Raw genomic sequence first — 13,941 nt, 5'->3', positions numbered from 1 at the left:
CGCCGGCAACGGCGGTTTTTACCGCTTCATAAGAGTCATAATGCAAAAGGGGCTGCATCCAAATGGATACAGCCCCTTTTTTATGCCCGTTCGGATGTTACTTGACAATCACCACCGGCCGGGTTTGTTTATCCTTTTTCGAACGGACCTGTACGAAATACATGCCCGCCCGCAACTTCGCCGCGGGAATGTATTCATTGCCCTGCGGGGCGGTCAGCACCTGGCGGAACCAGATCCTGCCGAAGAGGTCCATAACGGTCAATTCCATTTCATCGCTTTCCGGTATCACGTATTTAACGCGGAAGCCCTCCTGCGCGGGGTTCGGGTAAATCCACAAAGATTCCCGACTCGCGGCCACCAGGATGGTAAACTGCGCGGTGCAGCCCGTTACCTTATCGGTGACGGTTACCGTGTAAACGCCGGGAGGACGCTGGGTGAGATCTTCCGTCGTCGATTTGTCGGACCAACGGTATTCGTAATCCCCGCTGCCGCCGTTCACGGAAATATTTACGTTGCCGTCTTCATCCGCAACGCCTACGATACGGATTGCATTGGCGGTACCGCCGACCGTCACGGTTTGTGAATTGTCGAACCCGCTGTTGCCCGTTACGCGAACCGTGTACTGGCCTGGTGCGAGGTTGCGGAAAGTGAATTGGCCGGCTGGGTTTTCCCTTCCATCGATGAAATAACGGAATGCAGCAGGCGCACCTTCGCTGAGTTGCACTGCTATCACGCCGTTGGCGCCGCAGGCGGCGTTGGTAACGGTAAAGGTAACCGTGGGATGGACGGGCCTCGCGATGGTGAATGTTTCGCGGAGTACGCAACCTGTTTGTACGTCTGTCACATCCACCCAGTAATTACCATTCGGCAGCCCGCTCACATCCTGCGTGGTGGCGTTGTTGGACCAAAGGTAGGTGAAGTCCCCGCTGCCGCCGGTCAGGCTGATATCGATGTTGCCCTGTTGCGCGTTGATCTGGGAAGTAATCACGACGTCGTTCATCCATCCGTCAACAATCACCATTTCCTCTTTCGAAAAACCATTATTGCCGGTTATCCGGATATCGTAAATGCCGCCCTGGAGCCCGGTGAAAACGTTCGTTGCCGCTCCGGCGGGATTACGTACGCCGTTGATGAAATATTGATAGGGTGCGGCGCTGACACCGGTCGTACGCACAACGATCGTTCCGCCTGCGGCGCAGGTGGCATCTGCCTGTGTGAAAGTGACGTCAGGGCCGGTGCGCGTGATGTTGAATGTTTTGGCGGTGACGCATTGCGTTCCGCGATCGGTGACCTCCAGCTGGTAGTTGCCGGAAGGCATGCCGGTGAGATCTTCCCGGGTGCTGCCGTCAGACCAGTTGAACCGGAAACTTCCGCTGCCGCCTTCCATCGTGATGTCGATGTTGCCGTGATGTTGATCGGTAACATCGCGGATCACCATATCGTTGAGGTTGCCGCCCATCGTGACGTCCTGGCTGAAATCAAGTCCGGAGCCCGTTACGCGGATGGTATAAACACCCGGCGAGAGCTGTGTGAACATGTTGTTGTTGATGCCTTGCGGGTTGGGGTTCCCGTTGATATAATACTGGTATGTCCCGGAAGCGTTGGCTACCGTGGCCGTGATGATCCCGTTAGGGAAACAGTTGGCGTCTTTTACATTGAAACTTACCGCCTGCGTACGCATTACCGTGGCGGTTCCGCGGAAGGTGCAACCGGTGGTGTTGTCGGTGACGTTTACTTCGTAATCTCCGGAAGGCACATTGGTGAGATCCTCCGTGGTGGCGTTGTTCGACCAGCGATACGAGTAATTGCCGCTGCCTCCGGTAATGGTCAGGTCAATATTGCCTGATGCGTTGGTGACAGACAGGTTGCCCTGTAACCCTGTTCCACCCGTCAATACGATGGTTTCCATATATACAAAACTGCCGTCGCCTTCGATCCGGAGGTCATAAGTACCAGCGTTGAGGTTTTCGAAAACAGGGCTTGCCTGGAATGCGGACGCGCCTAACCGGTAGCGGTAGTTGCCAGTTCCGCCGGTCACATCTTTCACTTCGATTTTACCATTATTCCCGCAGGTGGCGGGTTGCGTTTCGATTTGCACATCCGCCACGGGGCTGCCGCTCAGGTAAATATCATCCAGCTGCACGTGCGTGCCGAGATCGGGAAGTCTTTCCGACAACAGTCCCATCCAGGCGATTTTTGCCGGGTTGATGGGGGAATTGGCGAGCAGGTCCGCGATGGGGATGCGCACGTTTTGATAATTGCCGGTGTAGGAAGTGAGGTATCCGCCGGCTTTTAACCCCAGCACCTGCGTGCTTTCGCCGAAGCGGTCTTTGAAATAGATCTGCAGGTCGAAGTCGGTGCGCCCGCCGCCATTGGGTACCAGCACGGAGAAATTGAGATATCTTTTCTGGCGCACGTCGATCATCCGCGCATCGTTGAATTCGGCCAGGTCCCAGGTAACGTATGCGTAGGGTTCCGGGTTGGGTTGAAGATGGGCGCGCAGGCTGATGGGGCCTTTATTGCCGCCCGTTTGCGCTACGAATATCCGGGATTCCGGGTTGCTGGACGCTTCGGCTACGCCCACGTTTTTCGTGTCGCCGTCCCAGATGATGTCGGAAGACGCGGGGCTCCATACGTAAAAATTCGCCGAACCCGCGGCCGTATTCCCTTTCGCGTCTGTTGCCGTGACGTTGAACGTGCGCGGCCCCGGCGGGGTTTCCCGCGGAACGGTGAATGAAGCCGAATACCGGCCGTTGGCAAGCGTCAGCCCCTGGTTATTGGCGCCGCCGATGGGAGAAAGATCCACCGTCACGGATTGCAGATCGTTGTTGGGATCGGTAGCGATGGCGCTGATCGTGACGGGCGTTGTGCCATCCGCAAATCCTTCAGCCGGCTGTACGCGCACATCGCGGAGTTCGGGCTGTACGGTCGGGTTGTCGTAGGGAACGGCGCGCACATCATCTATCCACATTTCAAAACCATCCTGTGCTGTGTTGACGAGGAAATTAAACTGCCACAACCGCGACAGATCGAATCCAGAGCCGGTGAACAAGTCGGTGAAAGGAATTTTTACTTTGGTGAATTGCGTGGGGTGAAAGGAAGAAATGTAGCCGTTTGCCTTGAGTTTGACGGTGTTGGAAACATTCATGTTGGCGCTGGCGTCTCTCACGCTGAATTCGATGTCTGCATATTCCGGAGCGTTGGAGCGGATGTAGAATTCGAGATACCCGAACTCGCTCACGTCGCGGGCGTTCCCGGCATTAGGATCGATGCGCCAGGTCATGAGGCTCCAGTTGTTGGGATCGTGTTTGAAGCGGAGGTATAGGCTGCCGGGACCGGTATTGCCGCCGTCAGGCCGCCGCTCTATCCTTTGCACACTGGCCGACTGGTCGCCAGGGTCAGCGAAGCGCTCGCCCTCGCCGCCGCGGATGGCGTCGCCGTTCCAGATATCGGTAGATTCCACGTTGCGGATCACACGGTACGTCACATTGCCTTTCACGCTATGCCCCGCGTCATCCACCGCGGAAATTTCCAGCAGCTTCAATCCAGACGGCGTATTAGCCGGCACTGTGAACCGGATGGTATATTGATCGCCGTTACGCACCATTGGGGTGGCCGCCTGCCCGCCTACGGGCCGCAGATCGATGGTGGGCGTTTGCATATCGTTGTCGGAATCCGTAATGGTCGCAGATACGGTGAACTCCGCATGCCCGTCGGAATACCCGACCGAGGGATTAATGTTTAGGTTCGTGATGTACGGATACACAGTTAGATCGGTTTCCGACAGCACGAGGTGGTACACTGTCATGGGCGGCAGCTTCACCTGGAACGAATTGTTTTGGATCCCCCGCACGTCTTCGAGCCTCCTCACCAATGGACTATTCCTGTCTACCGCGTAAACCGACGCGCTCAGGTATGCGCGCGCGCCCGAGAAAGCGACCGTCGCCATGACGGTGTCCGTCACGCTGCGGTTGATGGCTATGGCGTGCATGTACTGGTCGTTCCCGGCGTTCACGGATGCGTATACCGCGCTGAGGTTCCGGTTGTCGGTTTGTGCGCTCACGGCTGTGTTGCCGTATTTTCCGCCGTTGCCGTCGTAGTTGCAGAACAGGTCGAACCCGCTCTGGATGTAGCCTGTCACCGCGCCCCAATAGGTGGCGAGGTACACGCCGTTGGCGCCGAAAGCACCGAGCGCGTCGGCCTGGGCGACAGTCCCGGAAACGTGGCTGGTGCCACCGAAACTATATTCCGTGATGCCGAGTTTGGTGCCGGGATAGAAGTCGTCGGTCATTTCATGCAGCTTCGGCAATACGGGAAAGATCCCGCCGTTGGAAGCGTCCTGCACCCATGTGTTTTCGTGGTATGTTTCATCCCACAAGGAGCGCGACATCTCCACCCGCGCGGCTACTGAATTTTCGTCGTTTTCGTCGTCGAAAGGGCTCATGCCGCCGAAGTCGCGGTGCTGCTGCGGGTACCAGTGCACGTCGAGGACGTCCAGCAGCCGCCTGCCCGCGGACTGACTGCGCTCGCGCATTTTGGCGAGGTAGTAATGGAGGAAGATGGCGTAATTACCACGCACCTGCTCCCAATCGGGCGCGAACTGGAGGTTCTGGTAAGCGGTGTAACCCCAGAGTGCGGGGCCGTACACCTCGGCGGTGGGGTCCATTTCCTTCACCAGCTCTGCCGTTTCATACGATTTCGTCATGAGGTAATTCACCGTCACGCCCGTGTGCCCGAAGAGCCGGGGATGGGTGTCGAACCAGATGCAGGGCTCGTTGTCCAGCGAATATCCTTTGATGCCGGTGGCGGTATTGCTGCGATTGTAGCGGTTCAGCATGAAATGCAGCTCTTCGTCTACGTACACGGCGTTGTCGTTCACATCCGGCGTGAGGGAAAGCTGTCCGCCCGGCTTCCGCGTCACCACTTGCGCCCAGCGGGGCGAAGGAGCGCTTTCCGCGGCGGTTACGTCGCTGTTCTTGTCTTTGGCGACATACCCTGCCATCGGCAGCGTGGCGAGCGAATACGCGCCTTGCTGGAGCGACTGGTCATGAAACGCCACGAGCGCCGATCCCGGCACGTCGTATTGGTCCCAGGGCGTATTCCATTGCGCCGGCACCCAGTTGTCGCTTTGGTGGAACCAGTCGCGGCCGGCGTTGCTGGCATTGTTTTCCCAGTTGTAACCCGTGAGGCGGTTGCCGCCCATCCGCTTGGCGGTGGCGTAGGGGTAATGATCGTTGGTGCCGTACACGAGCGGACTGATCGGCTTTCGGTTGGCGGCCGACGCATCGATGGTAAACCTGACGTTGCGGACCGCCTGCGCAGCCGTGTCCGGGGTGCTGGCAAGGGTTAACACAGTACAGGTGAAAAATGTGTAGAATGGTTTCATGAGAGATGGTTGAGGTCAATAAAACGTTCCGCGGAACGGTATGGAGCCCGTTAGGTATAATGAAAAATGTACATGCAAATTACATGGATTGAAGGGGGCAACTAACCGGCTTCCGCCGGGATGTCGTTATTCGTGGCTGAAGCTGTAGCGGATGATTTTGAAACGACGGATGCGCCTGCCGGAACGTAAGCCGGCGGCGGCGACCAGTTGGCGATCAAAGCCGGCGGATGCAAATAGTTGAGGTTCTATGGGTTAGAAGGGTAGAGAAAGCCTTCTGGAAGCAAGTCCCGGAAATGTTTTTTCTTTATGATCCGGAAATGGAACGCGCTTTGCAGTAACCGGCCGGCAATTTTGGGATTATGACGTTATTACAAGTTTCAGATATATCGAAAAAAGACAAACTGGGATTCGAGCTGCAGCCTTTGTCTTTTCAAGTGGAGAATGGACAGAAAGTAGCGATAATGGGCGCATCGGGATCGGGGAAAAGCACTTTGCTGCGGATCATCGCGGGATGGGCGCAGCCCGACGAAGGAGGAACGGTGCTGTTTGAAGGGGAGAAGGTCTGGGGGCCTGATTATCGCCTCATTCCCGGCCACCCCGGTATTGCATACCTCTCGCAACATTACGAGTTGCGGAACAACTACCGCGTGGAAGAGCTCCTGGGCTACGCTAACCAGCTCAGCGAAGAGGAAGCCGGCAAACTGTTCGAGATCTGCCGCATCAGCCAGTTCCTCAAACGGAAAACCGACCAGCTGTCGGGCGGGGAGAAGCAACGCATCGCACTGGCGCGGCTGCTCGTTACCAAACCGAAGCTCCTGCTGCTCGACGAACCTTATTCCAACCTCGACCTCATTCATACCCACATCCTCAAATCCGTGATCCGCGAGCTGGGGGAAACGTATGGCATCACCAGCCTGCTCGTGTCCCACGATCCGGACGATGTGCTGCCCTGGGCCGATCATCTCATCATTCTCCGCGACGGGCAACTGGTGCAGCAGGGCGTACCCGCAGAAGTCTACCGCCAGCCGGCAGACGCCTACGCTGCGGGGCTCCTGGGCGAGTTCCAGCTCTTCCCGCCCGATAAGGCGAAAGTCTTCGCACTCATGCCGGGGATCGTCATTAACGGGCGCAGCCTCATGGTGCGGCCGGAGCAGTTCCGGTTGGTGAACGACGGCAGCGAAGCCATCAAAGGCGTAGTCAAAGAAGTGCTATTCGGCGGAAGCTATCACGACGTGGTGGTGGAAGTGCCGGGCAACCTGCTGACCGTGCGCACCACCGCGTCGCGGCACCAGAAAGGCGATGCGGTGTTTGTGGCCTTGCCGTCGAAGGGTATCTGGTTTCTTCCTTAAAAATTATTCCGCTCCCTTCACTTTCATTTCAACCGTGTAAATAGCGGTGGATGCGGTAAGGAACAGGATGTTCCTTTTCTTGCCGCCGAAGCAGGCGTTGGCGGTCCATTTTTCCGGAACGTCGATATGCCCGATCTGCTGCCCTTGCGGGTTGTATATGAAAACGCCGTTGCCGCAGAGGTAGAGGTTGCCACGTTCGTCGAGTGTGATGCCGTCACCGCCTTTGTTGGTGAATAGCATCCGGTTGCTGAGCTGGTTGCCGGGCAGGATATCGTACCGGTAAATTTTATCGCCGCCGATATCCGCAACATACAGATACTTTCCATCAGGCGTGCCTACGATGCCGTTGGGTTTCACGATATCGTCGGCTACCACTACCGGCGCTTTGGCGCCCGCGGGAAGGCAGTAAACTTTCATGCCTTCTATCTCAGGCTTTTGGCGGGTCCAGTAGTTGCGTTGATAGTAGGGGTCGGTGAAGTAGATGTCGCCGTTGGGATGGATCCAGAGATCGTTGGGCCCATTCAGTTTTCTTCCTTCGAAATTATCCACCAGTACGGTATGCTTGCCTTTGGGCGAGAAGGACCAGAGCTGGTTGTCGGCATCCGCGCAGGCGAGGATGTTTCCTTTTTTGTCTACATACAATCCGTTGGCCCGGCCGCTCTGGTCGGTGAAAAGACTGAGCTTTCCTTTCGTATCATATTTCCAGATGGTGTTATTCGGCTGATCGGTGAAGTAGATATTGCCTTTCCGGTCGGGCGCGGGGCCTTCCGTGAATTTGAATTGTTTGGAAACGAGGACGGGTTTGGCGCCGTCCGCAACGAGCAGGTGTGTTGAATCGGATTGGGCATTGGCCTGCAGGGCGGCCAGTAATAAAAAGGCGGCGGCTATTTTCATGTGGAATCTTATTTCCGTCAAGATAATAAAATGCCGGCACCTTTCCTATACGGAGGCGGATTGCAGCTGGCGCAGCAGGCTTCCCTTGTCGATCATGCCCGCGTGGCGCCATACCACCTGCCCTTTGCGGAAAATGATGAATGTGGGCACGGCACTTACGTTAAAATGTTGCGCGGCCTGCTGGTTCTTGTCGATATTCACTTTCACCACCCTGGCTTTTCCTTCCACGGCCTGCGCCACTTCTTTGATGACGGGCGTCATGGCATGGCAGGGCTGGCACCAGTCGGCGTAGAAGTCGACCAGCACAGGTTGCTCGGAATGGATCAAGTCGTTGAATGCGCTCATAACAAGGATTTAAAAAGTGAGGGAAGCCATGAGTGATTCTTCGTCATAGCTGCCGTTGTATTTATGACCGTTGATGAAAAAGGAAGGTGTGCCATTTACGCCGCTTCTCACGCCGCTCTCGAAATCCGCATCCACTTTTTCTTCCAGCGCGGGATCTTGTATGTCGTTGCTGAATTGTTTGAGATCGATGCCGGTTTTTTGCGCGATAGCGAACAGGGTTTCGGGGGAAAGTTGATCCTGGTTTTTGAAGATGAGGTGATGCATTTCCCAGAACTTACCCTGCCTCCCCGCAGCTTCCGCGGCGATGGCTGCGGCTTTGGCCATGGGATGGGATGCTGACAGCGGGAAGTGGCGGTACACGAACCGCAGGCCGTTGCCCATTTTCTGAATGATGTCTTCAACTGCCGGAAACGCGTGTCCGCAATGCGGGCACTGAAAATCGCCGTACTCTACGAGTGTAACGGGCGCTCCTTCGTTTCCCCGCGCATGATCCTGCGGACCGGGCGGCGGTGTGAGTTTTGCCATAGATCGATTTATTTTTTAGCCTGAATTTTTTCCAGCGCATCGAGGATACCGTCTGCACCAGGATTAACAGCCGGAGGCGATAAAAAGTTCCAGCGGATGATGCCACTCCCGTCGATCACATACAATGCGCGATGGCATTGGCCTTCCTTGTCATCATATGCCTCATATGCTTTCGCCATGGCGCCTTTTGGCTCAAAGTCCGCCAGCAGCGGGAAGTGCAGGTTGCGCGCCTGGGTGTAGGCCATGTGGCACCACTTGCTGTCGACCGAAACGCCGAGGAGGGAAGCGTTCTGTTTCCTGAACAGCTGCAACATTTCGTTGTACAGCGACATCTGGTCGCCGCAAACCGGGCTCCAGTCTGCCGGGTAGAACGCCAGGATGAGGTTTTTGCCCTGAAAATCCTGCAGCGTATACCGCTGGTCGGGCGTAGAATAAAGATTAAAATCCGGTGCAGGGGTGCCAATCGTTAACATGCCGCGTGATTTTATGAAAAAAATCGGGTTTTACAATCCCGGTAAATGTACGACCAAAAAGTATACCGGCATTCCGTATGCCTTCCATTATGCGTTGTTGTCCACGGTGTTACCATCCGATCCCGTAATCCTCGCCATGATTGCTGCTGCCGCCCCAGAGGGATTTGTGCAGGGTATCGAAGAAGATGGCGTTGATGGGGCCGCTGGTGCGGGCGGCGTAGCTGAGTGTGTAGCCCATGGCTGCGAGGGCGCGGCGGGTGCTGTCGGGGGTGGTGTTGGCCAACAGGATGCTCCCGGCTTTGGGAGCCCTGTCTTTCACCGCCGTTCCGCCCAGCGAAAGCCAGAGCTGGTTGCTGTTGATATTGGCGGCTTCGGTGGATTGCTGCACCGTCATCCCGAACTCCACCACGTTGAGGAAAAACTGCAACAGGTTCTGGTCCTGCGTGTCGCCGCCCTGTACGGCGAAGGAAAGAAACGGTTTCGCGTTTTTGAGCGCCATGGAAGGCGTGAGGGTAACGCGCGGTCTCTTCCCCGGCGCGATCACATTGAAGGGGTTCATGACCGAATCGAGGACGAAGCTCTGTGCCCGCTGGCTCATGCCTACGCCGGTGCGCCCTGCGATACAGGCTGGCAGCCATCCGCCGCTGGGCGTGATGCTGACTACCCATCCTTCCGCGTCGGCGGCTTCCACGCTGGTGGTGCCGCGCCAGAGGCGGTCGTGGTACGCGCTGTCGGTTTGCTGATACGCCACGGCGTCATGTTTCGGCACGAAATGGCCGGGTTGCCGTTGCAGCGTGGTATCGGTGAGGGAGTGCCTTACGTCGAGGAATCTTTTCCAGGGGTTTCGGCCGTTCTGGAAAGGGTAGGGGTCGCCGGGCTGCACATCGGGTGAGTTGCGTTGCGGATCGATGGCTGCGGCGCGTTGGCGGGCGTATGCTTTGCTGAGGAGCCCTGCGATGGGGGGCTTCAGTGCGCCGTAGGGGTCGCCGTAATAGAAGTCGCGGTCGGCGAAGCTGAGGTTCATGGCCTGGTAGAGCGTATGGATGTATTGCGGGGAATTGTATCCCATTGCTTTCAGGTCGAAGTTTTCGAGGATATTGAGGGCCTGCAGCAGCATGGGGCCTTGCGTCCATTCGCGGAGCTTGTACACGTCGATGCCTTTGTAATTTACGTGCAGTGGCGCTTCTTCGATAACGCGCCAGCTGGCGAGATCTTCCATGGTGATGAGGCCACCCTGTTCGCGGGCGCCGCGAACAAACTCGCGCGCGATGTCGCCCTTGTAGAACCGGTCGTAAGCGGCCATGATCGCTGCTTTACGTGACTTGCCGGCACGGAGGGCCGCCGCTTCTGCATCCACCATTTTTTGCAAAGTGGCGAGGAGGTCGCGCTGCACGAAAATTTCACCCGCATCCGGCGCTTCCCGCGGCTGGCCCGGGTGCGTGAGGAATACCGCTTTGCTGTAAGGCCATTGCCGGATCCAGGATTTGCCGCGTTCGATGCTGTTGGCCGTTTGCGCGTCGATCGGGTAACCGGCGGCCATTTCCATCGCGGGCTGCAATACCTCGGCGAGACTTTTGGTGCCATATTCCGCCAGCATGTAGCAAATGCCGCCGGGCGTGCCGGGTGTTACGGCGGAAAGGGGGCCGTATTCCGGGGGAAGGCGTAGCCTTTGCTTTTATAAAATGCCGCGGTGGCGCCGGTGGGTGCAACACCCAGTGCGTTGATGGCGATGACTTTACCTGTTTTCGGATGATAGATGAGCGCCTGTGTTTCCCCGCCCCAGCTGAGCACGTCCCACATGGTGCAGGTGGCGGCCAGCATGGCGCAGGCAGCGTCTACCGCATTGCCGCCCTTCTGGAAGGTGGCGGCGCCGGCAGTGGCAGCGAGGGGCTTGCCGGTAATGGCCATCCAGTGCCGGCCATGGAGCGGGGGCTTTTGGGTTTGCTGCGCCTTTGTGTTGGCGGAAAGGAGCAGCAGCAGGATCAGGAGACGTTGCATATGGCTAATTTAATCAATACAGGGATAAATATTGCCCGTTTTTTAAACGGTCGGGAAGCTGTGCAGAAAAAGGCGCAGGCAGCGAATGCTGCTGACGCATTATGGAAAAACAAACAAGATTCAACCGGAAACAAAAAATCCCAGTCTGCTTGCACAAACTGGGATTCGTCGTATTGTTTGTAGTATCAGCTATGCTGCTACTTTATTATTCTCCCTGATTTTCTCCGGCACGCCATGGATATCCCAAACAAGCCCTACCCAGCCGAGCATTTTGATAATGTAAAACGTGATATCGATTTCCCACCAGTAAAAACCCTGACGCGTTGCACGCTGGTAGTAGTGGTGGTTATTGTGCCAGCCTTCGCCGAGGGTAACCAGTGCGAGGATCAGGCTGTTTTTGGATTCGTCGCCGGTTTTGTAACGGGCCTTGCCCCATTTGTGCATGAGGGAGTTGATGGTAAAGGTGCCGTGGAACAACAGGATCGTGCTGAGGAAGAATCCGATGAACAGCGTGGAAAGCCCCGCCGACCAGTCGAACCAGCCCGCGCCGTTCACTTTGTTGCCGATAAAGTACACCACCACCGCGAGGATCACCGGCGGAACGAAGTGGTATTTATTCAGCCAGAACAGCTCTTTATGCTTCATGTCTTTGATGAGATCGTAACGGGTTTCTTTGTGTTCTTTATCCATGATCCAGCCGATATGGGCATGCCAGAAACCGTAGATCTTGGCGGAGTGGGGATCTTCCGGGGTATCCGAATGCTTGTGGTGCACGCGGTGATTGGCGGCCCACCACAAAACGCCTTTCTGGAAACTGCTCTGCGCGCCGCAGGCGAGTATAAATTGAAAGAATCTGGAAGTTTTATACGATCGGTGTGAGAAATATCGGTGATAACCGCCGGTTACAAAAAACATGCGCACGAAATACAATACTGCGCACAAAATCCAGTCGAAAGCAGTTACATGCGTGAAAAAGGCCAGGAACGGCACAAGATGCATCCCGATAAAGTCCATTTCATGCAGCCAATTCGTACCCTTTTTGGGTGTAATGGTGGTATTCATCCCCCAAAAGTACGGGCAGGTTTTCAAATCCGCAATGATTTCAGTCAACGGAATGATAGTGATTTAACATTGTCTTAACGAATTTCTGGGGATTTCTGCCCACGTACTACTACTGGTTTTGGAAAAACCAGTACTTCTGACAATTGACCCGGGATTCGTTGGAGAATAATTTTGCAACGAAATCATCATCATAACTATTTTATAACCCCGAAAATGACAAGATTCAGCGTATTCTTGCTGGCGGTAGCCTTGCTGTCTGCCTGCAACCACCACAAGCGGCATGAAGACACCCCCGTTCCCCAGAACCCGCAAAATCCCCAGGAACCCCAGGGCCCGAAAGGCGTAGCCCGCCCCATTGGCACCTCGCTCGGAACAGCCGTAACAAAGGATATAGGCCCCCAGGGCGGCAACATCGCATCGGCCGACGGCAAACTGCGCATCACCGTGCCCGCGGGCGCCGTGGCGGCCAATACTACCTTCTCCGTGGAACCCGTCACCAATACCCTGCCCGGCAGCCCGGGAATCGCCTATCGCCTCAAACCCGAAGGCAAATTCCCCAAACCCCTCACCCTGCAATTCACTTACAACACTACCGATCTCGACAGCACCGACGCCGAAGCCCTCTTCCTGGCGTTCCAGCCGGCCGACGGCATCTGGCGCATGGTCACCCGCACGCAACTCGATAAACAAAACCGCACCCTCACCGTGGAAACCGACCACTTTTCCACCTGGGCGCCCTACGCGCTATTCTGGCTCACCAGCCTGCACGAACAGGTGCAAACCGGTAAAAGCACCGGCCTGGCGGTCCGCACTACGGATAATTACCTCGCCGCCAACCTCGAGCGAACGGAAGTGGAAATCATGCAGGACAAAGTGCTCGACGATATGGCCAACATTAGAAACTGGCAGCTCGACGGCGAAGGAAACCTCGCGCCCGATGGCGCGCGCCCCACGGCCTTGTACACCGCTCCTGGCGCGATGCCCGAAATATCCATCGTCAAAGTGAGTGTGGAAGTCCACAATTTCATCCCCGCCGGCAAAATCCCTGGCCGCGGCGCCACCGGCAAATTGATCCTCCAGCGCAAAATCCGGATCGTGGAGGATACGTGGCATTACGGCACCATCGATGGGGTGAATTTCAACACTTCGCACCGCTGGTTCCTCGCCCAGGGCGGCATCCTTAATATCGAAGGCATCGTTGGCGGAATGGTAGGGCTCACTATCACGGCGTTCATGGACGAGCCAAAGCCAGGCAATTACCGTTGGGATATCGCGCAGGGCGATAATACCGCGCAGGCCGTCTGGCTGTCAAGAAGCCCCGGCGGATGGATCAGCGGATACCACCATTGCAGGGACGGATACGATATCAACAGCCCCGGCGCTTTGGTGATCGAAATAGTGGAAACGGTGAACGGAGTGAAGTACGTGGAAGGGCATTATACCGTGAATGTGTACGACCCGGCCGGAGCATGCGAGCCGCCGACCAAACGCTTTCAGGGCTTTTTCAGGGTAAAATCACGATAGATTCAGATAGGTAAAAACGCAAAAGGGCTGTCATTTTTCGCAATGACGGCCCTTTCGGTATATGATAGTGTTGAGAGAATTTTAAGCAAGGGATTCTCTTACTTTCCGGTCAGCTTTATGGCTGGCCTCTGCCGCTCTTTCTTTCACGCGGTTATACGTGGTGCGGGCGGCTTGTTTCATGTCGTCGATGGCGGCATCGGCGCGCTGGCGGTTTTTCATGTACCAGAAAATACCGGCGGCGGCGGTGCCCAAAACGGAAGCTGCGATGATGATCTTGTTCATGACTTTTTGATTTGGTTCATCACAAGTAAAACAATGGCCGTGCCAAAAAAACCAAATAAAAACTAAAAAAGTGCGGGGCCATATTTCCACACCCGCGATTCCG

At 56.2% G+C, this 13,941-nt stretch carries 11 protein-coding genes; 2 read left to right on the top strand and 9 right to left on the bottom strand.

Going from position 1 to position 13,941, the window contains the following annotated elements; translation table 11 throughout:
- Positions 1-97 precede the first annotated feature (97 nt).
- Entirely contained in the window at positions 98-5,386 is a 5,289-nt protein-coding gene (locus WJU16_RS06565) for a glycoside hydrolase family 44 protein (protein WP_341837530.1), read from the bottom strand.
- A 359-nt stretch (positions 5,387-5,745) separates the two neighbouring features.
- On the opposite strand from WJU16_RS06565, the gene WJU16_RS06560 reads away from it, so the two are divergent.
- A complete protein-coding gene (locus tag WJU16_RS06560; RefSeq protein WP_341837529.1) occupies positions 5,746-6,735 on the top strand; it encodes an ABC transporter ATP-binding protein in 990 nt (329 codons plus the stop codon).
- A 3-nt stretch (positions 6,736-6,738) separates the two neighbouring features.
- Here the strand turns inward: WJU16_RS06560 and WJU16_RS06555 are convergent, their stop codons facing one another.
- The 7 genes from WJU16_RS06555 to WJU16_RS06525 form a co-directional block, all read right to left on the bottom strand.
- Positions 6,739-7,629, bottom strand: coding sequence for an SMP-30/gluconolactonase/LRE family protein (locus WJU16_RS06555; RefSeq protein WP_341837528.1), 891 nt, complete (start codon positions 7,627-7,629; stop codon positions 6,739-6,741).
- Positions 7,630-7,674: 45 nt separating this feature from the next.
- Positions 7,675-7,974, bottom strand: coding sequence for a thioredoxin (trxA, locus tag WJU16_RS06550; protein WP_341837527.1), 300 nt, complete (start codon positions 7,972-7,974; stop codon positions 7,675-7,677).
- Between the two features lie 9 nt (positions 7,975-7,983).
- Entirely contained in the window at positions 7,984-8,499 is a 516-nt protein-coding gene (locus WJU16_RS06545; protein ID WP_341837526.1) for a thioredoxin domain-containing protein, read from the bottom strand.
- Positions 8,500-8,507: 8 nt separating this feature from the next.
- The gene (locus WJU16_RS06540) at positions 8,508-8,972 is read right to left on the bottom strand and encodes a redoxin domain-containing protein (protein ID WP_341837525.1); all 465 of its coding nucleotides are present in this window, start codon (positions 8,970-8,972) and stop codon (positions 8,508-8,510) included.
- Positions 8,973-9,081: 109 nt separating this feature from the next.
- Positions 9,082-10,569 carry a gamma-glutamyltransferase gene (locus WJU16_RS06535; RefSeq protein WP_341837524.1) on the bottom strand — a complete coding sequence of 496 codons (1,488 nt, stop codon included), beginning with the start codon at positions 10,567-10,569 and terminating at the stop codon, positions 9,082-9,084.
- 29 nt (positions 10,570-10,598) lie between these two features.
- A complete protein-coding gene (locus WJU16_RS06530; RefSeq protein WP_341837523.1) occupies positions 10,599-10,970 on the bottom strand; it encodes a gamma-glutamyltransferase in 372 nt (123 codons plus the stop codon).
- A 189-nt stretch (positions 10,971-11,159) separates the two neighbouring features.
- Positions 11,160-12,032: a fatty acid desaturase gene (locus tag WJU16_RS06525; RefSeq protein WP_341837522.1), complete on the bottom strand. Its 873-nt coding sequence runs from the start codon at positions 12,030-12,032 to the stop codon at positions 11,160-11,162.
- Positions 12,033-12,245: 213 nt separating this feature from the next.
- Between WJU16_RS06525 and WJU16_RS06520 the strand changes: the two genes are divergently transcribed.
- On the top strand, positions 12,246-13,556 hold the full coding sequence (locus tag WJU16_RS06520; RefSeq protein ID WP_341837521.1) for a hypothetical protein: 1,311 nt from the start codon (positions 12,246-12,248) through the stop codon (positions 13,554-13,556).
- A gap of 81 nt (positions 13,557-13,637) precedes the next feature.
- On the opposite strand, the gene WJU16_RS06515 is transcribed toward WJU16_RS06520, so the two are convergent.
- Complete coding sequence (locus WJU16_RS06515; protein WP_341837520.1) at positions 13,638-13,838, bottom strand: hypothetical protein; 201 nt, start codon at positions 13,836-13,838, stop codon at positions 13,638-13,640.
- Between the last annotated feature and the right edge of the window lie 103 nt (positions 13,839-13,941).

The sequence above is a fragment of the Chitinophaga pollutisoli genome (genome assembly GCF_038396755.1).
Lineage (GTDB): Bacteria > Bacteroidota > Bacteroidia > Chitinophagales > Chitinophagaceae > Chitinophaga > Chitinophaga pollutisoli.
This window is presented reverse-complemented; position numbering and strand designations above follow the sequence as displayed.

Excerpts from the sequence above, each read along its gene's own strand:
- WJU16_RS06525 (WP_341837522.1), bottom strand. The coding sequence starts at position 12,032 with ATGAATACCACCATTACACCCAAAAAGGGTACGAATTGGCTGCATGAA.
- WJU16_RS06530 (WP_341837523.1), bottom strand. The coding sequence starts at position 10,970 with ATGCAACGTCTCCTGATCCTGCTGCTGCTCCTTTCCGCCAACACAAAG.
- WJU16_RS06540 (WP_341837525.1), bottom strand. The coding sequence starts at position 8,972 with ATGTTAACGATTGGCACCCCTGCACCGGATTTTAATCTTTATTCTACG.
- WJU16_RS06515 (WP_341837520.1), bottom strand. The coding sequence starts at position 13,838 with ATGAACAAGATCATCATCGCAGCTTCCGTTTTGGGCACCGCCGCCGCC.
- WJU16_RS06560 (WP_341837529.1), top strand. The coding sequence starts at position 5,746 with ATGACGTTATTACAAGTTTCAGATATATCGAAAAAAGACAAACTGGGA.
- WJU16_RS06565 (WP_341837530.1), bottom strand. The coding sequence starts at position 5,386 with ATGAAACCATTCTACACATTTTTCACCTGTACTGTGTTAACCCTTGCC.
- WJU16_RS06535 (WP_341837524.1), bottom strand. The coding sequence starts at position 10,569 with ATGCTGGCGGAATATGGCACCAAAAGTCTCGCCGAGGTATTGCAGCCC.
- WJU16_RS06520 (WP_341837521.1), top strand. The coding sequence starts at position 12,246 with ATGACAAGATTCAGCGTATTCTTGCTGGCGGTAGCCTTGCTGTCTGCC.
- WJU16_RS06555 (WP_341837528.1), bottom strand. The coding sequence starts at position 7,629 with ATGAAAATAGCCGCCGCCTTTTTATTACTGGCCGCCCTGCAGGCCAAT.
- trxA (WP_341837527.1), bottom strand. The coding sequence starts at position 7,974 with ATGAGCGCATTCAACGACTTGATCCATTCCGAGCAACCTGTGCTGGTC.
- WJU16_RS06545 (WP_341837526.1), bottom strand. The coding sequence starts at position 8,499 with ATGGCAAAACTCACACCGCCGCCCGGTCCGCAGGATCATGCGCGGGGA.